Consider the following 22,264-nt stretch of genomic DNA (forward strand, 5'->3'; position numbering starts at 1 on the left):
TCTACTTCGCGGTGGTGATGTCGAAGTCGGCACCCAGTCCCGCGAGCTTCTCCGTGAAGCGCTCGTAGCCGCGGTTGATGATGTCGATGCCGGTGACGCGCGAGGTGCCGGTGGCCGCCAGGGCCGCGATCAGGTGGCTGAACCCGCCACGCAGGTCGGGCACGTCGATGTCGGTGCCCTTGAGCTGGGTGGGGCCGGAGATGACCGCGGAGTGCAGGAAGTTGCGCTGGCCGAACCGGCACGGGACGCTGCCCAGGCATTCGCGGTGCACCTGGATGCTCGCGCCCATCCGGATCAGGGCGTCGGTGAAGCCGAAGCGGTTCTCGTACACCGTCTCATGGACGATGGACACGCCCTCGGCCTGGGTCAGCGCCACGACGAGCGGCTGCTGCCAGTCCGTCATGAAGCCGGGGTGGACGTCGGTTTCCAGGACCAGCGGGTTGAGCTTTCCGCCGCGGTGGTAGAAACGGATGCCGTCCTCGCCGATGTCCATCCCGCCGCCCACCTTGCGGTAGGTGTTCAGGAAGGTCATCATGTCCCGCTGGGAGGCGCCCTCAACGAAGATGTCGCCGCGGGTCACCAGGGCAGCCGACGCCCAGGAGGCGGACTCGTTCCGGTCGGAGAGGGCGCGGTGGTTGTAGCCGCCAAGGTCGCGGACGCCTTCGATCCGGATGGTCCGGTCGGTCTGGACGCTGATGATGGCGCCCATCTTCTGCAGCACGGCGATGAGGTCGATCACCTCGGGCTCGGTGGCGGCACCGGACAGCTCGGTGATGCCTTCGGCGCGGGTGGCGCTGAGCAGGACCTGCTCGGTGGCGCCGACGGACGGGTACGGCAGGGAGATCTTGGCCCCGTGCAGGCCCTTCGGCGCCGAGATGTGGATGCCGCCGGGGCGCTTTTCCACCACGGCGCCGAACTGGCGCAGCACGTCAAGGTGGTAGTCGATGGGGCGGTCGCCGATCTTGCAGCCGCCAAGGTCGGGAATGAAGGCCTCGCCGATGGCATGGATCAGCGGTCCGCAGAGCAGGATGGGGATCCGCGAGTCGCCGGCGTGGGCGTCGATGGCGGTGCTGGGCGCGGTCTTGGCGGATTTCGGGTCCAGGGTGAGGTCGCCGTTGACCGGGTCTTTCTCCACGGTCACGCCATGCAGCTGCAGCAGGGAGGTGACGACCTCCACGTCCTTGATCTCCGGAACGTTCCGCAACACCGAGGGTTCGTTGCCCAGCAGTGCCGCCACCATGGCCTTGGGGACGAGGTTCTTGGCCCCCCGGACGCTGACGCGGCCTGTAAGCGGGACTCCGCCGCGGATTGTCAGAACACTACTCATATACCGGTTTCCTCACGATCACTAGCCCACAAATCCTTGCGAAGGCTCCAACCAAGCATAGGAGGTCGTGTTACCGAACCGAAATAAGGGCCCGCCAATGGCGGGGCGTGGCGGCCTTCAAACAGCTCCGGCCCCTTCCCCGCGTTTGCGGACAAGGGGCCGGATGAATGCCGTGCTAGGAAACCCGGGCGGGCAGCGTCTTCGGCTTGAAGCTGGGCCGGGTCGCCTCGTAGGCGGTGATGTCCGCCTCGTGCTGGAGCGTCAGCCCGATGTCGTCCAGGCCTTCCAGGAGCCGCCACCGGGTGTAGTCGTCGATCTCGAACGGTGCCACGATGTTGCCGCACACCACGGTCTTGGACTCGAGGTCCACCGTGACTTCGGTTCCCGGTGCGTTTTCGAGCTCTTTCCAGATGAGTTCGATGTCGTCCTGCGCCACCTGCGCGGCCAGGAGCCCCTGCTTGCCCGAGTTGCCGCGGAAGATGTCGGCGAAGCGGGAGGACAGCACGGCCTTGAACCCGTAGTCCTTCAGGGCCCAGACAGCGTGTTCACGGGAGGAGCCGGTGCCGAAGTCCGGGCCGGCCACCAGGACCGAGCCGGCGCTGTAGGGCTCCTGGTTCAGGATGAAGGAGGGGTCCTTGCGCCAGGCGGAGAACAGTGCGTCCTCGAAGCCGGTGCGGGTGATGCGCTTGAGGTAGACAGCGGGGATGATCTGGTCCGTGTCGACGTTGCTCTGGCGCAGCGGGACGCCGATTCCGGTGTGCTTGGTGAACTTTTCCATGGTCTTGTCCTAGGCTGCGTCGGTGCTGATGGCGGCGGGTTCGGGGGCCGGTGCAAGGTCGGACGGTGAGCTCAGCGTGCCGCGGACGGCGGTAGCGGCGGCCACCACGGGCGAGACGAGGTGCGTCCGGCCGCCCTTGCCCTGGCGTCCTTCGAAGTTGCGGTTGGAGGTGGAGGCGCACCGCTCCCCCGGTTCCAGCTGGTCAGGGTTCATGCCCAGGCACATGGAGCAGCCGGCGAAGCGCCATTCGGCACCGAAGTCCTTGAACACGCGGTCCAGGCCCTCGGCCTCGGCTTCGAGCCGGACCCGGGCGGACCCGGGGACCACCAGCATGCGCACCTGCGGGTCCTTTTCACGGCCGCGGATGATGTCCGCGGCAGCACGCAGGTCCTCGATGCGGGAGTTGGTGCAGGAACCCAGGAAGACGGTGTCCACGCGGATGTCCTTCATGGGGGTGCCGGCCTCTAGTCCCATGTACTGCAGGGCGCGTTCGGCGGCGGCCTTGGCGTTCTCGTCACCGAAGTCCTCCGGCGACGGCACGGAGTCGGAGAGCGAGACGCCCTGGCCGGGGTTGGTGCCCCAGGTGACAAACGGCTCCAGCGTGTCGGCGTCCAGGTCCACCTGAGCGTCGAAGGTGGCGTCGTCGTCGGACTTCAGGGTGTTCCAGTACTCGACGGCGGCATCCCAGTCAGCGCCTTCGGGCGCGTGCGGACGGCCCTTCATGTACTCGTAGGTGGTCTCGTCCGGCGCCACCATGCCGGCGCGGGCACCGGCTTCGATGGACATGTTGCAGATGGTCATGCGCGCGTCCATGGACAGGGCCCGGATCGCGGAGCCGCGGTATTCCAGGACGTAGCCCTGGCCGCCGCCGGTGCCGATCTTGGCGATGACCGCGAGGATGATGTCCTTGGCGGTGACGCCGGCGCGCAGCGTGCCCTCCACGTTGATGGCCATGGTCTTGAAGGGCTTGAGCGACAGCGTCTGGGTGGCCATGACGTGCTCCACCTCGGAGGTGCCGATACCCATCGCCAGCGCGCCGAAGGCGCCGTGCGTGGAAGTGTGAGAGTCGCCGCAGACCACGGTCATTCCGGGCTGGGTCAGGCCCAGCTGGGGGCCAACCACGTGGACGATGCCCTGCTCGGCGTCACCGAGGCTGTGCAGGCGGACGCCGAACTCCGCGCAGTTGTTCCGCAGGGTCTGGATCTGCGTACGGCTGGTCAGGTCGGCGATAGGCTTGTCGATGTCCAGCGTCGGAGTGTTGTGGTCCTCCGTGGCGATCGTCAGGTCCGGGCGGCGGAGCTTCCGGCCGGCCAGGCGCAGGCCCTCAAACGCCTGCGGAGACGTGACTTCGTGGACCAGGTGGAGGTCGATGAAGAGAAGGTCAGGCTGGGCGCTGGCACCATCGCCGTCGCCTTTGCGCACCACGTGCGCGTCCCAGACTTTCTCGGCCAATGTCTTTGCCATGGCCATCTCCCTTCACTGCTGTTTGGCTGATTAGTCCAACTGAATCAGGGCGGCTCCGCACTGCGCCAGCCGAAAGATTTGCATCTCAGATATTGAGACGGCAATATCATTACATGGACAATTCTAGTGGAGTCGGTGTCATTGATAAAGCGGCCCAGGTGCTTGATGCGCTCGAGGCCGGCCCCACCACGCTGGCGCAGCTCGTCGCAGCAACCGGCCTGGCCCGGCCCACGGTCCACCGGCTCGCCCTGGCCCTTGTCCACCACCGGCTGGTCAGCCGCGACATCCAGGGCCGGTTCGTGCTTGGCAGCCGGCTCGTCGAACTCGCCTCGGCCGCCGGCGAGGACCGCCTGATTGCCTCTGCCGGCCCCGTCCTGATGCAGCTGCGCGACGCCACGGGCGAAAGCGCCCAGATCTTCCGCCGCCAGGGTGACTGGCGGGTCTGCGTCGCCTCCGCCGAGCGTCCGATCGGCCTGCGCGACACCATCCCGGTAGGCACCCAGCTGTCTATGAAGGCCGGCTCCGCCGCCCAGGTCCTGCTCGCCTGGGAGGACCACGACCGGCTCCTGGAAGGCCTGCAGTCGGCACGCTTCACGCCCACCGTCCTGGCAGGCGTACGACGGCGGGGCTGGGGCCAGAGCCTTGGCGAACGCGAGCCGGGGGTCGCCTCCGTCTCGGCACCCGTGCGCGGACCGTCCGGCAGGGTGATTGCCGCCGTCTCCATTTCCGGCCCCATCGAACGGCTCACCCGCCAGCCCGGACGACTCCATGCAGAAGTGGTCTGCAACGCCGGGCGCATCCTGACCGAGGCGCTGCGCAAGAACAACGACTGAACTCCGGCCCGCGGCTAGGCTGTGGCCATGAATAGCTATGCAGTGTTCCTCCGCGGCATCAACGTCGGCGGCATCACCATCAGGATGGCGGACCTTCGGGATGCGCTGAAAGACGCTGGCTTCCCTGACGCCAGGACGCTGCTGGCCAGCGGCAATGTGGTCTTCAGCAGCGGCCGGGGTGCCGCCGCCGTCAAAAGGGAGTGCGAAAAGTGCCTGCGGGCGGCCTTTGGCTACGACGCCTTTGTGGTGGTCCTGGAGGCCGGCCGCCTGGCGAAGCTGGTGGCAGCCTGCCCCTATCCGGAGGACGACAAGTCGACGCACACCTACATCACGTTGTCCTCGGACAAGGCGGCGCTGGACGACCTTGAGACGGCGGGGGCTGCCGTGGACGGCACCACGCTCAAGCGGCTGGGCCCGGAGGCGCTCGCCTGGCTCGCGCCGGTTGGCAGAACGCTTGAAAATCCCATGAGCAAGCTGTCGGCAGGCGCAAAGCATAAGGCGGCCGCCACCACTACGCGCAACCTGCGCACCATGATCAAGGTCCGGGACGCCGCGGCTGCCCTGCTGCCCGGGACCTGAGGCGCCGGCCGCTACCCCGTCCGGGCCTTCTTCAGGGCTGCGTTGAACGCGGCCAGCCGGCTGATCTCCACCTCCGCCGGTTCCACCACCAGTTCCTGGGCCACGGCAGCGACGGCAGCGTTGAGCCGGCGGCGCGCCCTGGCCGCCGTCGCCCTGGCGGCGCCGGCGGCGATGGCACGGCCCGTGAAGGCCAGGAAGATCCCCAGCAACGCGCCGACGGCGATCATCAGGGTGGGCACTGGCCATCCCTCCACCCGCGGCACTTCCGGAACTGGCAATTGCAGGTAGCCGAGTCCCGCAAGGACACCGAGCCAGCCGAGGCCGCCCAGGGCAGTCAGCAGCGCCAGCCACTGCACCACGTTGAAGACGCCCCACCACCACGCTTTGCGGTTGGCGCCGAGGTCGGCTCCGGCGATCGCCTGGTCCAGCGCGTCCGGGAGGCGCTCCCGGCCCTCACGGGCAGCCGCCCGGATCGCTGCCCGCCAGGGGCCGGGCGCTCCGGCGCTGGCGGCGTCGGCGAACTCCCTGACGGCCGTGTCCGCCCGCGCCCGTTCCGGGGCTCCGGCCGGGGGCAGCGAGGTGCGGTTCAGCACGGCCGGGGTGTTGCTGCGCAGGTTGAGCCGCCGCAGCGGGTCCGGCCGGAACCTGGAGAGCCAGCGCGTCGCGGGCCAGCCGGTGCGGCGCACAGACTCAAGGCGGTACGACCGGGAGACCGCCTGCACCACGGCGGGGACATTCGCGGCTGCGGCCAGTTCCCCGGCGAGCCGCGCCGTGTCCGCTGGCCGTACGCCCGCGGCCCCGCCGTCCCCCGAAGCCTGGTGCAGCCGTTCTGCGGCCCGGGTGACATCCGCTTCCAGCCGCCGCGACTGGGCCTGGCGCTGCACGGCCACTTTCCGGATGGCGTCCCGGACAGCGTCCACCCCCGCACCCGTGACCGCGGACGAAGCAAGCACCCGCACCTGCCCCAGGCCCTCCCCCGCGAGGATCCCGTGCAGGGAATCGAGCACTGGCTGCACGTCGTGCTCCGGCAGCCGGTCCACCTGGTTCAAAACCACCAGCGTGACGGCACCGTGCGAGGCGTGCGGCGCCAGGAAGCCGTTGTGCACCGCGGCGTCGGCGTACTTCTGGGGGTCAAGGACCCACACCAGCACGTCCACCAGGCCCACCATCCGCTGCACAATCTCCCGGTTGGCCGCCCGGGTGGAGTCGAAGTCGGGCAGGTCCAGCAGGATCAGGCCGCTGGCCTCGTCGGCGAAACCCTTCACCGGTGCCGCGTGATGCCGGTTGGCCACCTCCAGCCAGTCGAGCAGCGGTTCGCTGCCCGGCGCTCCCCAAATCCCTGCCAATGGTTCCGACGTCGTTGGACGCCGGGCAGCCGCCGTCGCGATCTCCGCCCCGCTGACCGCGTTGAACAGCGAGGACTTGCCGCTGCCCGTGGCCCCGAAAAACCCGACGACGGTGTGGTCCGCGGACAGTGAGCGGCGTGAGCTGGCCCGTTCCAGGACCAGCAGCGCCTCCTGCAGGGGCGCGTCGGGCAGGACGCCCTCCCCCAGTTCGCGCGCGTCCTCGAGCGCCTGCAGGCGGCGGTCGAGCCGCGACGACTCCCTGGCTGCACTGTGGCGGCTCATGCCTTCCCCGCCAGCCGGGCCAGTGCCTGGGACTGGGCAGCCAGCGCCTGCGCCGCGGCGCTCTCCTCCGGCAGCCGCTGGAGGAATTTTTGCTGCTCCTCCTGGAGCAACCGCCGGCAGCGTCCGGCGAGATCCGCGCGGGCCTTTTCTGCCATGCGCCGGACGGCGTCTTCGCCGAATACGGCCTCCAGCAGCCGCTGGCCGACCACGGCAGTGCCGCCGGCGACGCCGATCTCCAGCCCGGTCAGCCCGGCCGTCATGGAGAAGACGACAATCATCAATGCGGCGCCAAGGCCATTGATGCCGAAGGAAAGCCAGCGGGCCTGGGTGCGGCGGCCCTGGCCCTCCGTGCGGATCAACTCCATGAGCCCCTCCTGCCAGGCACGGATTTCCGCCGCGGCGCGCTCCGCGAAGCCCGGGGACGTACCGGACAGGTCCTCGGTGCCAAGCAGCTGCCTGCCCGCGGGGTCGGAGCGCCACCGCTGGTCCGTGTCCTCGGCTGCGTTGGCCGCCTCGTCGAGGATCACTGCATGAAGGCCTGTCTCGATGGCGGCTTCGACCTTGACGGCCGGTGCGGGCTCGCCCCGGAAGAAGGCTCCCAGCCGGTCCCGGAAGCGGCCGACGTTCTGCTCCAGCGCGCGGAAGAATTCGCCGGTGCCCACGAAGTCCTGCCAGCGCGCCAGCACCTCGCCGCGCAGCAGGGCGCCGTCACGGGTGGCGTCGAGGATGCGGCCGGCCGCATCCCGGTAGGCTGCCATGGCGTCCGCCTCGAGCCGGGCCGCGGCCTGTTCCTGCTCAGCTGCGGCCCTCCCGAGCGCTTCGATGCGGGCCGACAGCGTCCGGACCGCCCCGTTCAGGGTGCGGCGGGCAACGCCGGCACGTCCGGCGGCATCGGCAGCCAGCTGGCCCAGCCACTCCCGCAGCCCGGCGACTTCCCCCGCAGGCAGTATCCCCTGCGGATCGAGCCGGGTTTCCTGGATGATGAACAGCCGGCTGGCCCCCAGTCCTTCCCGGTCGAGCAGGTCCCGGAGGTCCTGGCTGACCTCTGCCTCCGCGCCGGGCGGCACCCGGTCCAGCACGACCGCCACGGTGATGTCCCGGGACGCCGCGTCCAGGAGCAGTTTCCACGGGACGGCGTCGGCGTAGCGGTTGGCGGTGGTCACGAACACCCACAGGTCGGCAGCGGCCAGCAGCTGGCCCGCGAGCAGCCGGTTGTGGTCGGAAATGGAGTCGACGTCCGGCGCGTCGAGCAGGGCAATACCCGCCGGCACGGCGGGGTCGGCCAGCAGGACGAGGGAGGAGACGGAGTCCGGGTCCGTACCCCCGGCTGGACCGCCTGCCATGTCCGGGTCGGCGGCAAGTGTTCCGCGGATGCGGCTGAGCCCCGGCAGGACACGTTGTGTTTCGAACCAGCCTGCTTCGTCGGGGTGGTGCAGCAGGATGGGTTGCCGGGTGGTGGGCCGGATGGCCCCGGCGCGGGTGACGGGGTGGCCCACCAGGGAGTTCACCAGGGTTGATTTCCCGGCGCCCGTGGAACCTCCGACGACGGCAAGCAGCGGCGCGTCAAGGCTGCGGTAACGCGGCAGGATGTAGTCGTCGAGCTGGGCTGCGGCCGCGGCGGCGTCACGGCGGGCCTGCTCCGCACCCGGCAGGGCCAGCGGCAACGTGACCCCGGCCAGGACCGCGCGGATTTCCTCCAGCAGTGCCACCGCCTCTGCGGTGCGTACTTCCTGCCGGGCGCCAGCGTGCTCGTTCTGGGAGGTCACATCAACATCATGCCAGTCCAGCCCGGTGTGGCGGCTGTGGCGGCGCGTCGCGTGTGATCGCAGCCAGGGAACGAACCGCGCGACATAAAAAATGGTCCCGGGCGTTTGCCCGGGACCATTTCGTTGGTGACCCCAGCGGGATTCGAACCCGCGTTACCGCCGTGAGAGGGCGGCGTACTAGGCCGCTATACGATGGGGCCTTGCACTTTTTCAGCGTTTCCGCTGTTCAAGCTCAGTGAGTATTTCACACACCTTGCTCTGCTTCCAAATCGGCGAACCGGCTGGAAACGTTCCGTTTTGCAGACTTTATAAGCCACAATTCAGAGCTGGGATACCAGGACTCGAACCTAGAATGACGGTACCAGAAACCGTAGTGTTGCCAATTACACCATATCCCAATGGCACTTTCGGGCCGGATTTCAGGGGCTTTTCCCTGCTCCGTGCGCCTCAGCACGAGAAATTACTTTACCCGAGACTTTCGGCTCGCACAAATCGGCATCGCGGGAACATGACCTCCGCCCCGCAGGAGCAAAACGGCCAACCCTTGCCCAGCCCTGAACTATGTGGTTACCCTCGAGTAAGTTACCGCTCGGTAACAACATCCCGTCCGGTTCATCCGGGCACCTCCGGGGAAACGGGAACGCAAAGCCAACCACGGTTCACACCACCGGTCAGCGACGTCCGGCGGAGAGTTAGGAAGTGTCAGCGTTGACAACCCGCACCGCAACCACCGCACCAGCAAAGCGCGGACTTCGGTCCAAGTCCACGGCAATAGCCGTCCTGTCCCTGCTGCTGGTTCTGTTCCTTGCCTTTTACACGTACCTGACAGGCCAGATCGCCAACGGAGCCGCACGGCTGATGGACGGGGCAGAGCAGGCCTCTGCCGGCGCCGCCCAGCTCAGGGACGGTTCAGGCCAGCTTGCCACCGGCGCCGACGCTGCACATAAGGGCGCCGGGCAGGTAAAGGATGGCGCAGCCAAGGTCAAGGACGGCAGTGCCGCACTCAATACGGGCGCCGAGGCCCTGCAGTCGGGTGCCGGTCGAATCTACTCCGGCGTGCGGGACCAGCTGGCTCCCGGGGTGGACAAGCTCCATGCCGGTACCACCAAGCTGCAGAATGATGTGCTGAACAAACTCGTCCCCGGCGTCTACCAGGTGGACGACGGCGCCCGGAAGCTGCAGGCCGGCGCGGCCGCACTATCCGCCGCCCTGACTCCCACCCAGGCCGGAAACGCGCCGGACAACCTTGCCGACGGCGCCGGGCGGCTGGCAGCGGGAACCGGCCAGCTTGCGGCAGGCACCGGACAGCTGGCGGCTGGAGCCGGTCAACTGAAGGGATACCCCGGTGCCGGCGCCGACCCCACCAAGGGAGACGGGCTCGCGGCACTCAGCCAGGGGCTGGACCAGCTCGAAGCGGCCGCGAACGGACCGCAGGGCCTGGTGCCCCTGGCGGTGCTCAAGGACCAGATCGCCAAACTTGCTGACGGCGGCCGGCGCGCCTATGCGGGTGCGGTGCAGCTCGATGCAGGCGCAGCGAAAGTCAACGATGGCGCAGGGCAACTGAACAATGGCGCCGGGCAACTGAAGGCAGGCTTCGCCACGCTGGCGCAGAAGCTCAACGCCACGGATCCGCAGAACCCGGGCCTGGTACTCGGCACAACCCTGTTGGCTGACGGCACGGCCAGCATCAGGGTCGGGATGGACGGTGTCCCCGGCGACCCTGGCAGGCCCGGCCTGATCTACGCCGCCAACAACCTGCAGGACGGTACCACCAAGCTCAGCGCGGGAATCAGCGGCAACGGCGATCCCGCCAGCCCGGGCCTGCTGGCCGGCACCGAGGCGCTCTCGGACGGCACCGTCACGCTCAGCCAGGGAACGGGGCAGCTGCAGTCAGGCTCCGCGCAGCTGGCTGACGGCACCGGGAAGCTCGCTGAAGGCAACGGCAGGCTGGATGACGGTTCAGGCGAACTCGCCGCGGGCGCCGGCAAACTGGCGGACGGCAACTCGCAGATCGCTGCCGGAACGCAGGAGCTGCACGCGAAGGTGGCGGCGGTGTCGCCGTCGTCGTGGCTCGACAACCCTGTTATCGCGCTGGTGCTGGTGGCACTCCTGCTCGCCGCCGCCGTCGCAGCCTTCCTCGTCCTACGCAGGCGCGCCCTTCGGACCAAAGCGGACCTTGGGACCAAAGTACGTCCCTAACGCAATGGCCGCTCAGCCCAGCAGCTGGTCCAGGGACGCCACCATGCCGCCGTCGAATCCCTCAACAAGCTCCCCCACCCGGTTCAGCCACACGCCAAGCAGGCCCGCCGCCGTCGAGCCTTCCGCGTCCAGCAGGCGGTTGTCGCCCACGTAGAGTGTCTCCGCCGGGGTGGTACCCAGGAGGCGCACGCCTTCGAGGTAGATCGCGGGGTCCGGCTTGGCCACGCCCAGCGTATCGGTGCCCACCAGGTGTGTGACCCGTTCCAGGCCCGCGCCGTCGAGCTTGGCGCGCTGGTAGTCATGGACGTTGTTGCTGACGGCCCCGTAGGGGATCCCTGCGTGGTCCAGGACGTCCAGCAGGGGAAGCACATCCGGGAACGGCTTGACGTAGGAGGGCTGCTTTTCAATGTAGGCAGAGAGCCAGCGGTGCGATTCCTCGCCGTCGGCCAGTTCGACGCCGAAATGCCCCAGGGCGGCGCGGCCCCGGAGCAGGCGCTGTTCATTGAACGTCAGCTCACCGGCCAGGTACCGGTCGTAGTAGTGCGTGGTTTCGTGCGTGAAGATGCGCCCGAACCGCTCCCACCCGGCCTGGTCCAGGCCGGGCAGGAGATGCTCGCTGACCTCCCGCAGCGCGGTGGTCATCGAGTACTCGAGATCCACCAGCGTGTCGTCGATGTCGAAGAGGACGCCACGGACCGCCCCGAAAGGTGTTTCGAGGACGCCGGCGGGAGCCTTGCTGGGTGCCGACATCAGCCGCGGAAGGCCTGGAGCCTGCGCAGGGAGGAGTCCTTGCCCAGGATCACCATTGACTCGAACAGCGGCGGCGAGATGCGGCGCCCGGAGACAGCCGTGCGGACGGGACCGAAAGCCAGCCGCGGCTTGATGCCCAGGTCCTCCACGAGGGCCTGCTTCAGGGCGGCCTGGATGTTCTCCGCGGTCCAGTCCTCCACCGCGTCCAGGGCGGTGATGGCGGCGTCCAGCACCTCGGCCAGGTTGGCGGGCAGTCCCTTGCGGGCGTCATCGGCGATGTCGATGGCGTCGTCCGCCTTGAACAGGAAGGCCAGCATGTCCGGAGCCTCGCCCAGCAGGGTGATGCGCTCCTGGATCAGTGGCGCGGCTTCGGTGACGATCTCCTCTTCCCGGTCGGTCAGGATCTCCCCCACCAGGCCAGCCTCGCGCAGGTAGTGCGCCACCCGGTCGCGGAACACCTTGGGCTCAAGCATCCGGACATGGGTGCCGTTGATGGCCTCGGCCTTCTTGAGGTCGAAGCGCGCCGGGTTGGCGAGGACATCATGGATGTCGAAGTGCTCCACGAGCTGCTCCACGGTGAAAATGTCCTCGTCGGCGCTGAGCGACCAGCCCAGCAGGGACAGGTAGTTCAGCAGGCCCTCGGGAATGAAGCCCCGCTCGCGGTGCAGGAAGAGGCTGGACTCGGGGTCCCGCTTGGAGAGCTTCTTGTTGCCCTGTCCCATCACGTAGGGCAGGTGGCCGAACTCCGGCATGTACTCTGCCACGCCGATGGCGTGCAGCGCGCGGTACAGGGCGATCTGCCGCGGGGTGGAGCTGAGCAGGTCCTCGCCGCGGAGTACGTGCGTGATGCCCATGAGCGCGTCATCGACCGGGTTCACCAGGGTGTACAGCGGCGCGCCGTTGGCCCGCACTACCGCGAAGTCAGGCACGGAGCCGGCCTTGAAGGTGATGTCGCCGCGGACCAGGTCGGTGAAGGTGATGTCCTCGTCCGGCATGCGCAGGCGGAGGACTGCCTGGCGGCCCTCGGCCTTGTACTGGGCCAGCTGCTCTTCGGTCAGGTGGCGGTCGAAGCCGTCGTAGCCGAGCTTCGGGTCGCGGCCGGCCGCGCGGTGCCGCGCCTCGATTTCCTCCGGGGTGGAGAAGGACTCGTAGATGAATCCGCCGTCGTGAAGCCGCTTGATGACGTCCTGGTAGATGTCGCTGCGCTGGGACTGCCGGTAGGGCTCATGGGGGCCGCCCACCTCGACGCCCTCGTCCCAGTCGATGCCCAGCCACTTCAGCGCGTCCAGCAGCTGGTGGTAGCTTTCCTCGCTGTCCCGTGCCGAGTCGGTGTCCTCGATCCGGAAGACCAGGGTTCCCTTGGTGTGCCGGGCGTAGGCCCAGTTGAACAGGGCGGTCCGGATCAGGCCGACGTGCGGGGTGCCCGTAGGCGAGGGGCAGAACCGGACCCGGACGGGGGTCTCGGCGGTGACAGGCGGGATGGAGGCTGCAGGCGACGGGGAAGCGATAGTCATAGTGGCTTCAACTTTACCGCCTGGCCGGGCCCGGTTCTTTGCCCTGCGGGTTGGATCAGTGGCGCACGATGGGGTTGGAGAGCCGGCCGATGCCCTCGATTTCCACTTCGAAGCGGTCCCCTTCCTTGACCAGGCCGACGCCGGCCGGGGTGCCGGTCATGATGACGTCGCCGGGCAGCAGGGTGAACGCCTGCGAGACCACCGATACCAGTTCCCTGACGCCGCGGATCATCTGGCTGGTGCTGCCGTCCTGGCGCACTTCCCCGTTGAGCCTGCCGGTGATCTGGAGGTCTTCGGTGTCGAGGTCGGTTTCAATCCAGGGGCCAAGCGGGGCCGAGGTGTCAAAGCCCTTGGCGCGCGTCCACTGCAGGTCCGTCTTCTGGACGTCGCGGGCGGTGAGGTCGTTTCCGCAGGTGTATCCGAAGATGACGTCGTCGGCACGCTCTTCCGGCACGTCCTTGCAGATCCGGCCGATCACGACGCAAAGCTCCGCCTCGAAGGAGACCTCTTCGGAGAAGTCCGGCAGCACCACGGGATCGTTCGGACCTACGACGGCGGTGTTGGGCTTGAGGAACAGCAGCGGCGAGGTGGGCACCTCGTTGCCCAGTTCATGGGCGTGCTCCACGAAGTTCCGGCCAACGCCGATGACCTTGCTGCGCGGGATGATGGGCGCCAGTAACCGCACATCTTCGAGCTTGTGGCGGACGGACGTCCGCTCCACGCCGTTGAAGAACGGGTCACCGTGGATGACAGTGATCTCCTCACTGCCTGGCTCACCGTCCACGACGCCGTAGAGGGGATCGGAATCGACTACAAATCGGGCAATACGCATGGCTCCTACCCTACCGTCACGCGGGGGCCTGCCCGCGGGCAGCGCCGGCGCCGCGCAGGTACGAAAGCTGCGCGGCCACGGACATTTCCGCCGCGCGCCTGACGGAAGGGTCGACGTCGGCATAAACGTGGTCAGCCACCTCGCCGACGGATGCGTCCGGGCCCAACTGCCGGAGCGCCGCGCGGATCTGCGCCAGGCGTTCCTCCCGGTGCCGGCGGTAGTCCCGGACGATGCCCTCCAGGGAGGGAAGCACGGGGCCGTGGGCCGGCAGGACCGTGGCCGGCCCCAGGGCTTCCAACCGGTCAAGGGTTGCAAGGTAGTCGGCCAGGGTGCCGTCCGGGTAGTCCAGCATGGTGGTGCCCCGGCCCAGGATGGTGTCGCCCGTCAGCACCGAGCCGTGCGGCCCGTCGCCGGGCAGGTGGAAGCAGACGGAGTCGGAGGTGTGGCCCGGAGTGGGCAGCACCGCGACGTCCAGGCCGGCTGCGTGGATGGTCTCGCCCGAAAGCAGCGGCGTTCCCCCGCCGTGGCAGTGGGCCGGGTCCGCTGCCCGCACCGGCGCACCGGTGAGTTCGTGCAGGCGGACAGACCCTGCCGTGTGGTCCGCGTGGCGGTGGGTCACCAGGATGAGTTCGACGGCGCCCGCCCGGGCAAGCGCGTTGAGGTGGCTTTCATCGTGCGGGCCGGGATCGACGACCACCACGGCCGGGTGGGCCGGCGCCCGCAAAAGATAGGAGTTGGTGCCGTCCAGGCTCATGGGCCCCGGATTGGGAGCGAGGACGAACTGCGTCAGGGCGGAGCTGCGCTGCAGGACGGGACCGGAGGCTGGAGTCACTCCCCCATCCTTGCATGACTGTCGATCCCGGGCTCGTTCGCGTAGACCCCGCTTTCAAGGTCATGTTTAGCGGACAAGCTTAGGATGGGCGATCCCGGGCAGCAGAAACGGCGGGTGCCCGGCTCCCAGCCGGGCACCCGCCGTCGTACTTCTACAGGTGGCCTATGCCAGGCGGGTCAGCCAGCCGTGGGTGTCCGGTTCGGCACCAGTCTGGATACCGAGGAGCTTTTCGCGGATGGCCATGGTGACCTCGCCCGCCTTGGCGTCCTCGGAGCCGATGAACTCGGTGGCGTCCTTCAGGACACCGATCGGGGTGATCACCGCTGCGGTGCCGCAGGCGAACACCTCGGTGATCTCGCCGGAGGCAACGCCGTCGCGCCACTCGTCGAGGGTGATCTTGCGCTCAACGACCTCGCGGCCCATGTCCTTGGCCACCTGGATCACGGACATCCGGGTGACGCCTTCGAGGATGGTGCCGGTGAGCGCGGGGGTTGCCAGCGAGCCGTCCTTCATGACGAAGAACACGTTCATGCCGCCCAGTTCTTCGACGGCGTCATCGTTGAAGTGGTCCAGGAAGAGGACCTGCTTGCAGCCATTGGCCTCGGCCTCCTGCTGCGCGATCAGCGATGCTGCGTAGTTGCCGCCGCACTTGGCGTCGCCGGTGCCGCCGCGGCCGGCGCGGGCGTACTGCCGCGAGATCCAGATGGAAACCGGCTTCAGTTCGCCGCCGAAGTAGTTGCCGGCCGGCGAGGCGATGACACGGAAGGACACTTCGCGCGCGGCACGGACACCCAGGAAGGCCTCGGTGGCGATCATGAAGGGGCGCAGGTACAGGGCCTCCCCTTCGCCGGAAGGAACCCATTCCTTGTCCGCGGCCACGAGCTCGCGGATGGCGCCGAGGAAGTATTCGGCAGGCAGCTCAGGCAGTGCAAGCCGGCGGGCGGATTTGTTCAGGCGCGCCGCGTTGGCTTCGGGCCGGAACGTCCAGACGGAGCCGTCGGCGTGCCGGTAGGCCTTGAGCCCTTCGAAGATCTCCTGGCCGTAGTGGAAGACCGCGGCGGAGGGGTCCAGGACGATCGGGCCGTAGGCCTCGATCCGGGCATCGTGCCAGCCGCCGTTGCCGTCCGCGTCCACGCTGTAGTCGACGATGGCGGTGTGGTCGGTGAAGTAGTTGCCGAATCCCGGGTTTGCCAGGATGGCTGCACGCTCCTCGGCAGACTTCGGGTTCTCCGAGGGCTGCCGGGTGAATTCGACGCCATGGGCGGTCTGAGTCATGGTTCCTCCACGATCGGCCGCCCGGGGGTTCAGCGCTGAACAACCAGGCGGCATTTGGTGATTCGAGACAAGCTTACGCCCGAAGCCGGCGGCAACCGGCCGGGGCCTTACTGCTAGAGGCCGGCGGCGATGGCGTCGCCGATGGCACTGGTGCTGCGTGCGGTGCCGTCGCGCTTTTCGACGTCGGCAGCCACGGCTGCTTCGATCCTGCGGGCCGCCTGCGCGTAGCCCAGGTGGTCCAGCAGGAGCGCGGCGGAGAGGATGGCCGCCGATGGGTCCGCCTTGCCCTGCCCGGCGATGTCCGGGGCGGAGCCGTGGACGGGTTCGAACATGGACGGGGCCGTGCGGTCCATGTTGATGTTGCCGGACGCGGCCAGGCCGATGCCGCCGGTGACGGCCGCGGCGAGGTCGGTGAGGATGTCGCCGAAGAGGTTGTCCGTAACGATGACATCGAAGCGTGACGGGTCGGTGACCATGAAGATCGTGGCTGCGTCCACGTGCAGGTAGTCGTGGGTGACCTCGGGGAATTCCTGGGCTACGGCCTCGACGGTGCGCTTCCAGAGGTGCCCGGCGAAGACCAGCACGTTGTGCTTGTGGACCAGGGTGACGTGCTTGCGGTCCCGTGCGCTGGCTCGGCGGAAGGCGTCGCGGACCACGCGCTCCACGCCGTGGGCGGTGTTCAGGGAGACCTCGGTGGCAACCTCGTGCGGGGTTCCCGGGCGCAGCGTGCCGCCGTTGCCGACGTACGGTCCCTCAGTACCCTCGCGGACCACGATGAAGTCGATGGTGCCCGGGTTTGCCAGCGGGCTGCCCACGGTCCCGTACAGCCGGGACGGCCGCAGGTTCACGTAGTGGTCGAGGCTGAAGCGCAGCTTCAAAAGCAGTTCGCGCTCGATGATCCCGGACGGGATGCGGGTGTCGCCGGGTGCTGCGCCCACGGCGCCGAAGAGGATGGCGTCGCGCGTCTTCAGGTCTGCCAGGACGTGGTCCGGCAGGGTTTCGCCGGTGGCGAGCCAGTGCTCGGCGCCGAGGTCGTAATGGGTCTGCTTGAGGTCGACACCCTCCGCGGCCACAGCCTTTTCCAGGACTTTGACTGCCTCAGCGATGACTTCGGGGCCGATGCCGTCGCCGGGAATTACTGCAAGATCAATGGAGGATGCGCTCATGTTTTCAGGGTAGCCAAGACATCCATATGGTGGTCAAGCCGTCTCAGCTTTTGGACATGAGCGCATCCGCGGGCGCCCGGCGCGCGGTCCTACCCGGCCGGTTCCTCAAACTTGGGGAAGACCGGCGTGGGAGCGGGAAGCGCGGTACCGGCCGCGATCGGCGTGGCGATGGCGGCAAACTGCCGGGCGCCGCCTTCGGGCTGGCCCAGGGCGTCCAGGAGCTTCGCGGTGGCGTCGGGCATGACCGGCTGTGCCAGGATTGCCACGATGCGCAGCACTTCCAGCGTCACGTACAGCACCGTGTTCATGCGTTCGACGTCGGTTTTCCGCAGCACCCAGGGGGCCTGCTCGGCGAAGTACGCGTTGGTGTCCCCCAGCACGTGCCAGATGGCTTCCAGGGCGCGGCTGAATTCCTGCTTGTCGAAGGCGGCGCGGGCGGCGTCAAGCAGGCCGCCCGCCTGCGCCAGGATGGCCGTGTCAGCTTCGGTGAACGCGCCCGGCTCCGGCACTGCCGCGCCGCAGTTCTTGGCCACCATGGACAGGGACCGCTGGGCAAGGTTGCCAAAGTTGTTGGCCAGGTCGGAGTTCATCCGGCCCACGATCGCCTCGTGGTTGTAGCTGCCGTCCGCGCCAAACGGCACTTCGCGCAGGAAGAAGAACCGGACCTGGTCCAGCCCGTACTGCGCCACGAAGTCGGCCGGAGCCACCACGTTGCCCAGCGATTTGGACATCTTGACCCCGTTGTTGTGCAGGAACCCGTGGATCATGACGCGCTTGGGCAGGTCCAGTCCGGCACTCATCAGGAAGGCCGGCCAGTAGATGGCGTGGAAGCGGGAGATGTCCTTGCCGATGATGTGGACATCGGCGGGCCAGAACTTCCGGAACTTCTCCGACTCGACATCCGGGTAGCCCACGCCGGTGAGGTAGTTCGTCAGGGCGTCCACCCAGACGTACATGACGTGCTTGTCATTGCCCGGGACGGGAACACCCCAGTCGAACGTGGTGCGGCTGATGGACAGATCCTCCAGGCCGCGCTTGACGAAGCTGATGACCTCGTTGAACCGGTACTGCGGCGCGCCGAACTCCGGCTGGGCCTCGTAGAGTGCCAGCAGCTTGTCCTGGTAGGCGGAGAGCCGGAAGAAGTAGCTCTCCTCCGCCGTCCACGTCACCTCGGTGTCCGTCTCTTTCGAGTACCGCACGCCGTCGTCCTTGACCACGGTGTCATCTTCGCCGTAGAACGCTTCGTCCCTGACGGAGTACCAGCCCTCGTACTTGGAAAGGTAGATGTCGCCATTGGCTTCCATCTTCTTCCACAGCGCCTGCGAGGCCGCGTAGTGGTCCTCGTCGGTGGTCCGGATGAACCGGTCATAGCTGATCCCCAGGGCGGCGTGCGCAGCCTTGTAGATGTCAGCGTTCCGGTTCACCAGCTCCTTGGGCGTGATGCCTTCCTTCTCCGCAGTCTGGGCGATCTTCATCCCGTGCTCGTCCGTGCCGGTCAGGAACATCACGTCATAGCCGTCCAGCCGCTTGAAGCGGGCCATGGCGTCGGTGGCTATGTACTCGTAGGCGTGGCCGATGTGCGGCACGCCATTGGGGTAGGTGATGGCCGTGGTGATGTAGAACGGCGTTTTCTCTGGAGCAGTCACGGTCGGACGGTACCTTCGGTGCGGAGGGGCAGGCTAAATCAGTTCTGTCAGCGTATCGCTCAGGCGGACCAGTTCGTGGTCGTGCGAGGCGACCAGGACGGCGATCCCGTCCGACGTGGTGTCCTTCAGGATGCTGATGATGCGGTTGGCCGAGGCACGGTCGAGGCTGGCGGTGGGCTCATCGACCACCAGGACCCGGGTCCCGAGGATCAGCGCGCGGGCGATGGCCACGCGCTGCCGTTCACCGCCGGAGAGCTGTGCGGGACGGTGCCGCATGCGCCGGCCCAGGCCCACGAGGTCCAGCAGGTCCTTGGCCATGTCGCGGCGCTGCTCCACTTCGCCGTCCGGGACGGCGGGCAGCAGGACGTTTTCCAGGGCGCTCATGCCATCGATCAGGGCACCGCCCTGGTCCACGTAGCCGATCAGGGCACGACGGCGGTCGGCGATTTCGTCGTCGCCCATGCTTTCGAGGGAATCGCCTTCCCAGAAGACGCGCCCCGACGTCGGCAGGGTCAGTCCCGCGCCGACGGTCAGGATGCTCGTCTTGCCGGAGCCGCTTCGGCCGGCGACGCAGTGCATCTCGCCGGCGTGCAGGGTCAGGTCGAAGCCTTCCACCACGCTGACGGCCTCGGCACCGCCCTTGCCGCCACCGTACCGGATGGTGATGTCGCGCATTTCCAGCGGGGTGGCGTGGTCCGCTGACTTGACGATGGTATTGGCACGGGTCTGCAGGGGGACCTCGTTGGAGCCGCTCCTGCGGCTGCGCTGGACGTTCGTCGGGTTTGTCATTGGACCACTTTCGTTGCAATCGGTATCCAGCAAAGTACAGCCACGAGCCCGGCCACGGCAGCCCAGATGGCCGCGTAGGGAGCCAGCAGCAGGCCAATGCCCAGGGCGCCCAGCACGCCCAGCGGCAGGGCCACGGTTCCCACCAGCGCGTTCTCGAACAACCGGACCTGCCGCAGCATGTCCGGGTTCCAGCCCATCGCCTGGAGGATGCCCAGGTACTGGCGCTTGGCGTTGAGCTCGAAGCGCCCGGTGACCAGGGTGAGGACCAGTCCCACGGCGACGCCGGCCAGCGCCAGCAGGATGCTTGGCAGCGTGACGCTGGCTGCGGCCAGTCCGCTCAGCGCGCTGGCGCCCGCTGCACGCGGGATGTCGATCAGCAGGGCGATCAGGCCGCCCACGGCTGCGCCGAAAACACCCACCGCGATGGCAAGGGACAGCGAGTTGAACTTGTTGGTGCTCAGCTGCCGGTTGGCGAAGGTCAGCGGTGAATCGACCGGGATGAGCCGTTCGTCGTGCTGCGGCTCCTGGTCGATCTCGTCGCGGTGGCGCAGCTGCTGCGCGGCGAACAGCGCCGCACCGACGTACAGGACCAGGACGGCAACGCACACCAGGGCGGTTGCCAGGCTCCAGCTCACCAGGCTCAGCACGACGCCGACGGCGGCGAGCAGCACGGCCCCGACCCCGAATTCCTCAAGCACCCAGCTGCGGATCCGCCGCTGGGTCCAGCCCATGGCGCGCAGGGTTCCCGCTTCGCTCCTACGTTTGCGGATGTAGCTTACGGTGGACGCACCGGTCAGCAGGGCCGCTCCGCAGAGGGTCAGGAAGAGCAGGGTGATGTTGGTGCCGGACAGCGCTCCAGCCACCGCTTCGGCGGCGTTCTGCCGGACCCAGGACTGCTGGACGGTGCCCAGCGCCGATTCCTTGCCGGCCCCGTCCTTGGAGTACCCGGGCACGAAGATGCTCGTGTCCTCGCGGGCGGAACCTGCCACCACCGTGGCGTCCAGGCCCATGTCCCGGATTTCGGCGGCAAGCTTCTCCACCTCGGGCTGGGCGTCCTTCCAGCTGCCGGGCGCCTTGGCGCGGACGCGCACTGCATCGATCACGGCGGCGTTCTGCTTGTAGCCGCGCGCCGCCGCGAGTCCGTAGTAGTCGGTGATGGCGCCGGCGGACTGGCTGGCCAGCCCGGTGGCACTCAGCGAGGTCTTCAGCTCGGCTTCGGGAACGTCCTTGCCTGAGGCGTCCTTGACCAGGGTGAAGGGAGTGGGGTCGTAGCCGCCCAGGGGAAGCTTGTTGACGTCGCCGGACGCGGCCGCAACCGCGGCCGGGTCGAAGGTGCCGTACACCATGGGCAGCGGCGTCGCGGCCTGCTGCTGGCCCGTGGACAGGTTCTCCCGGTAGGAACGCTCGTCCACCGGCTCGCGCTGGGTCTGGTCAACGGGTGCGCCGTTGGCGGCCTTTTCCGGCAGCCGGTTAACGGTGACCCATTCGCCGGGCACCGCAGTCTTGTCCACGGCGCCGTTGGCCGCGGTGTCGCCGTCGGTGTACTTGGGCGCCCCGGCGAAGTCGGTGCTCCATTTGGCCGGCGTGTAGAGGCCCTGGTTGAAGTTGCCGTTGCTTCCCAACAGCGAGGAGTGGTCCGTGGAACCGGGCCAGGACAGCGCGAAAGGGTCCTTGGACACGAACGGCAGGTAATCCTTGCCCAGCGACTTCGAAACGGTACCGACGTCCTTGACTACCTTGCCGGCGTCGTCAATTTCCTCGATCTTGACGTTGTACGTCAGGTCCAGCGACGTGCCGGAGCGCACCACCAGCGGCACGGCCTGGGAGCCCGTGGTCAGCTGGCCGGTGCGCTTGGCCTGCTGGTACTGGGTCATCAGCGGGGCCCAGTATTTGAGCTTGACGCCCAGGAAGTCCGGGCCCTCCTTGAGCTGGTCCATGCTGATGCCCTTGGTGAAGAGGCCTTCCAGGTACCGGCCCACGGCGCCGGCGTCGCGTGCATCGGCAGGGGGCGCCTTCTCCAGCGGGGCGAGGAAGTCGCCGGCCGAACCCAGCAGGGCGCGCTCGGCCGCAGGGTCCACCGCCACGACGGACTCGGTGACTTCCGGGGCCAGCGGCAGGGCGACGGAGAGGTTGAACAGGCTGTGTTCGGAGCCGCCGGCCGGGGCGGGGAACTTGATGCCTGTTTCCCCTGCCGGGGCGGCGATCCGGATGCTGCTGCCGCCCTGGGTCTTCTCCTCCACGAGGCGGGCCTTGCCCAGGGTGCCCTCGGCGCTGGTCTTGAACAGGGTCTGCTCGGAGTGCCCGTCAGAGCTCACGGCGCTGGCGGTCAGCCGATACTTCTTGGCGGTATCGCTGAGGACGGATTCGGCGGCAGGCCACTTGTCCGGCGCCGTGGCCCCCGCGGCCTGGTCTGCCGTGGCGGTGCCGGCCAGCCCGGCGTTGTAGCCAAGGTAGTCCATGGCGTCCAGGCGCGGCGTCTCGAGGTTCTGCGTGACCCGCGAGACGAGGCTGATGGGGGCGGCGACGGAGGTGCCGGACAACTTTCTGATGGAGTCCAGCTGGTCGAAGCCGATGCCGCCGGCGCCGTTGGCGATCTCCGGCTGCAGGAGGGCCCCCGAGGGGGCCTTGGCCTGGACCAGGATGTCGTAGAGCCCCCTCGAGTTTTCATCAACCGTCCGGTTGAGTGCAGCCTGTGACTGGCTTTGGACGACGACCGACAAGCACATGGCTGCGATCAAGATGGCCGCGGTCAACAGCAGCACCCTGCTTCTGATGAACCTCTGGACGGCGTTCATGGAACTCCCTGAAACCTGGATTGCGTGCGCACACTTCCATCCGCCCGGGCAGACGTGGTCAATGACGGACGGATGTGCAAAAGGTATTGGC

At 68.1% G+C, this 22,264-nt stretch carries 17 protein-coding genes and 2 tRNA genes; 3 read left to right on the plus strand and 16 right to left on the minus strand.

From position 1 onward, the window contains the following. Position 1: 1 nt before the first annotated feature. From murA to leuC, 3 genes are all read right to left on the minus strand, one after another. Positions 2 to 1,327, minus strand: coding sequence for a UDP-N-acetylglucosamine 1-carboxyvinyltransferase (murA, locus tag ACYSM9_RS10195; protein ID WP_461856841.1), 1,326 nt, complete (start codon positions 1,325 to 1,327; stop codon positions 2 to 4). Between the two features lie 175 nt (positions 1,328 to 1,502). Beyond that, entirely contained in the window at positions 1,503 to 2,105 is a 603-nt protein-coding gene (leuD, locus tag ACYSM9_RS10200; RefSeq protein WP_221386854.1) for a 3-isopropylmalate dehydratase small subunit, read from the minus strand. Between the two features lie 9 nt (positions 2,106 to 2,114). Beyond that, positions 2,115 to 3,569: a 3-isopropylmalate dehydratase large subunit gene (gene leuC / locus ACYSM9_RS10205; protein WP_461856842.1), complete on the minus strand. Its 1,455-nt coding sequence runs from the start codon at positions 3,567 to 3,569 to the stop codon at positions 2,115 to 2,117. 113 nt (positions 3,570 to 3,682) lie between these two features. On the opposite strand from leuC, the gene ACYSM9_RS10210 reads away from it, so the two are divergent. Both ACYSM9_RS10210 and ACYSM9_RS10215 read left to right on the plus strand, forming a co-directional pair. Next, positions 3,683 to 4,402: an IclR family transcriptional regulator gene (locus ACYSM9_RS10210; protein WP_009356552.1), complete on the plus strand. Its 720-nt coding sequence runs from the start codon at positions 3,683 to 3,685 to the stop codon at positions 4,400 to 4,402. A gap of 27 nt (positions 4,403 to 4,429) precedes the next feature. After that, on the plus strand, positions 4,430 to 4,981 hold the full coding sequence (locus ACYSM9_RS10215) for a DUF1697 domain-containing protein (protein ID WP_461856843.1): 552 nt from the start codon (positions 4,430 to 4,432) through the stop codon (positions 4,979 to 4,981). 11 nt (positions 4,982 to 4,992) lie between these two features. On the opposite strand, the gene ACYSM9_RS10220 is transcribed toward ACYSM9_RS10215, so the two are convergent. The 4 genes from ACYSM9_RS10220 to ACYSM9_RS10235 form a co-directional block, all read right to left on the minus strand. Next, a complete protein-coding gene (locus ACYSM9_RS10220) occupies positions 4,993 to 6,609 on the minus strand; it encodes a GTPase (protein WP_461856844.1) in 1,617 nt (538 codons plus the stop codon). Next, on the minus strand, positions 6,606 to 8,375 hold the full coding sequence (locus ACYSM9_RS10225; protein ID WP_461856845.1) for a dynamin family protein: 1,770 nt from the start codon (positions 8,373 to 8,375) through the stop codon (positions 6,606 to 6,608). The genes ACYSM9_RS10220 and ACYSM9_RS10225 overlap by 4 nt, the downstream gene beginning before the upstream one ends. 124 nt (positions 8,376 to 8,499) lie before the next feature. Next, a tRNA-Glu gene (locus ACYSM9_RS10230) sits at positions 8,500 to 8,575 on the minus strand. Between the two features lie 126 nt (positions 8,576 to 8,701). Further along, a tRNA-Gln gene (locus tag ACYSM9_RS10235) sits at positions 8,702 to 8,773 on the minus strand. A 310-nt stretch (positions 8,774 to 9,083) separates the two neighbouring features. Between ACYSM9_RS10235 and ACYSM9_RS10240 the strand changes: the two genes are divergently transcribed. After that, entirely contained in the window at positions 9,084 to 10,574 is a 1,491-nt protein-coding gene (locus ACYSM9_RS10240; protein ID WP_461856846.1) for a hypothetical protein, read from the plus strand. A gap of 12 nt (positions 10,575 to 10,586) precedes the next feature. On the opposite strand, the gene ACYSM9_RS10245 is transcribed toward ACYSM9_RS10240, so the two are convergent. The 9 genes from ACYSM9_RS10245 to ACYSM9_RS10285 all read right to left on the minus strand — a co-directional run bounded on the left by ACYSM9_RS10245 (position 10,587) and on the right by ACYSM9_RS10285 (position 22,173). Beyond that, positions 10,587 to 11,324, minus strand: a complete 738-nt coding sequence (locus ACYSM9_RS10245) for an HAD family hydrolase (protein ID WP_461856847.1) — start codon at positions 11,322 to 11,324, stop codon at positions 10,587 to 10,589. Continuing rightward, complete coding sequence (gltX, locus tag ACYSM9_RS10250) at positions 11,324 to 12,838, minus strand: glutamate--tRNA ligase (protein WP_461856848.1); 1,515 nt, start codon at positions 12,836 to 12,838, stop codon at positions 11,324 to 11,326. The genes ACYSM9_RS10245 and gltX overlap by 1 nt, the downstream gene beginning before the upstream one ends. A gap of 55 nt (positions 12,839 to 12,893) precedes the next feature. Then, positions 12,894 to 13,670, minus strand: coding sequence for a fumarylacetoacetate hydrolase family protein (locus tag ACYSM9_RS10255; RefSeq protein WP_461856849.1), 777 nt, complete (start codon positions 13,668 to 13,670; stop codon positions 12,894 to 12,896). Positions 13,671 to 13,686: 16 nt separating this feature from the next. Continuing rightward, positions 13,687 to 14,502, minus strand: a complete 816-nt coding sequence (locus ACYSM9_RS10260) for an MBL fold metallo-hydrolase (protein ID WP_461856850.1) — start codon at positions 14,500 to 14,502, stop codon at positions 13,687 to 13,689. Between the two features lie 162 nt (positions 14,503 to 14,664). Further along, complete coding sequence (locus ACYSM9_RS10265) at positions 14,665 to 15,777, minus strand: branched-chain amino acid aminotransferase (protein ID WP_461856851.1); 1,113 nt, start codon at positions 15,775 to 15,777, stop codon at positions 14,665 to 14,667. Positions 15,778 to 15,890: 113 nt separating this feature from the next. Beyond that, positions 15,891 to 16,943: a 3-isopropylmalate dehydrogenase gene (locus ACYSM9_RS10270; protein WP_461856852.1), complete on the minus strand. Its 1,053-nt coding sequence runs from the start codon at positions 16,941 to 16,943 to the stop codon at positions 15,891 to 15,893. Positions 16,944 to 17,032: 89 nt separating this feature from the next. Continuing rightward, positions 17,033 to 18,589, minus strand: coding sequence for a methionine--tRNA ligase (metG, locus tag ACYSM9_RS10275; protein ID WP_461856853.1), 1,557 nt, complete (start codon positions 18,587 to 18,589; stop codon positions 17,033 to 17,035). A 33-nt stretch (positions 18,590 to 18,622) separates the two neighbouring features. Further along, entirely contained in the window at positions 18,623 to 19,378 is a 756-nt protein-coding gene (locus ACYSM9_RS10280; RefSeq protein ID WP_159631700.1) for an ABC transporter ATP-binding protein, read from the minus strand. Then, positions 19,375 to 22,173 carry an ABC transporter permease gene (locus tag ACYSM9_RS10285; RefSeq protein ID WP_461856854.1) on the minus strand — a complete coding sequence of 933 codons (2,799 nt, stop codon included), beginning with the start codon at positions 22,171 to 22,173 and terminating at the stop codon, positions 19,375 to 19,377. The genes ACYSM9_RS10280 and ACYSM9_RS10285 overlap by 4 nt, the downstream gene beginning before the upstream one ends. Between the last annotated feature and the right edge of the window lie 91 nt (positions 22,174 to 22,264).

Source organism: Arthrobacter sp. C152, assembly GCF_054890965.1.

Bases quoted from the DNA above. Each gene is read 5' to 3' on its own strand.
- gltX (WP_461856848.1), bottom strand. From the start codon at position 12,838: ATGACTATCGCTTCCCCGTCGCCTGCAGCCTCCATCCCGCCTGTCACC.
- ACYSM9_RS10215 (WP_461856843.1), top strand. From the start codon at position 4,430: ATGAATAGCTATGCAGTGTTCCTCCGCGGCATCAACGTCGGCGGCATC.
- ACYSM9_RS10270 (WP_461856852.1), bottom strand. From the start codon at position 16,943: ATGAGCGCATCCTCCATTGATCTTGCAGTAATTCCCGGCGACGGCATC.
- leuD (WP_221386854.1), bottom strand. From the start codon at position 2,105: ATGGAAAAGTTCACCAAGCACACCGGAATCGGCGTCCCGCTGCGCCAG.
- ACYSM9_RS10285 (WP_461856854.1), bottom strand. From the start codon at position 22,173: ATGAACGCCGTCCAGAGGTTCATCAGAAGCAGGGTGCTGCTGTTGACC.
- murA (WP_461856841.1), bottom strand. From the start codon at position 1,327: ATGAGTAGTGTTCTGACAATCCGCGGCGGAGTCCCGCTTACAGGCCGC.
- ACYSM9_RS10220 (WP_461856844.1), bottom strand. From the start codon at position 6,609: ATGAGCCGCCACAGTGCAGCCAGGGAGTCGTCGCGGCTCGACCGCCGC.
- ACYSM9_RS10265 (WP_461856851.1), bottom strand. From the start codon at position 15,777: ATGACTCAGACCGCCCATGGCGTCGAATTCACCCGGCAGCCCTCGGAG.
- leuC (WP_461856842.1), bottom strand. From the start codon at position 3,569: ATGGCAAAGACATTGGCCGAGAAAGTCTGGGACGCGCACGTGGTGCGC.
- ACYSM9_RS10255 (WP_461856849.1), bottom strand. From the start codon at position 13,670: ATGCGTATTGCCCGATTTGTAGTCGATTCCGATCCCCTCTACGGCGTC.
- ACYSM9_RS10210 (WP_009356552.1), top strand. From the start codon at position 3,683: ATGGACAATTCTAGTGGAGTCGGTGTCATTGATAAAGCGGCCCAGGTG.
- ACYSM9_RS10245 (WP_461856847.1), bottom strand. From the start codon at position 11,324: ATGTCGGCACCCAGCAAGGCTCCCGCCGGCGTCCTCGAAACACCTTTC.
- ACYSM9_RS10280 (WP_159631700.1), bottom strand. From the start codon at position 19,378: ATGACAAACCCGACGAACGTCCAGCGCAGCCGCAGGAGCGGCTCCAAC.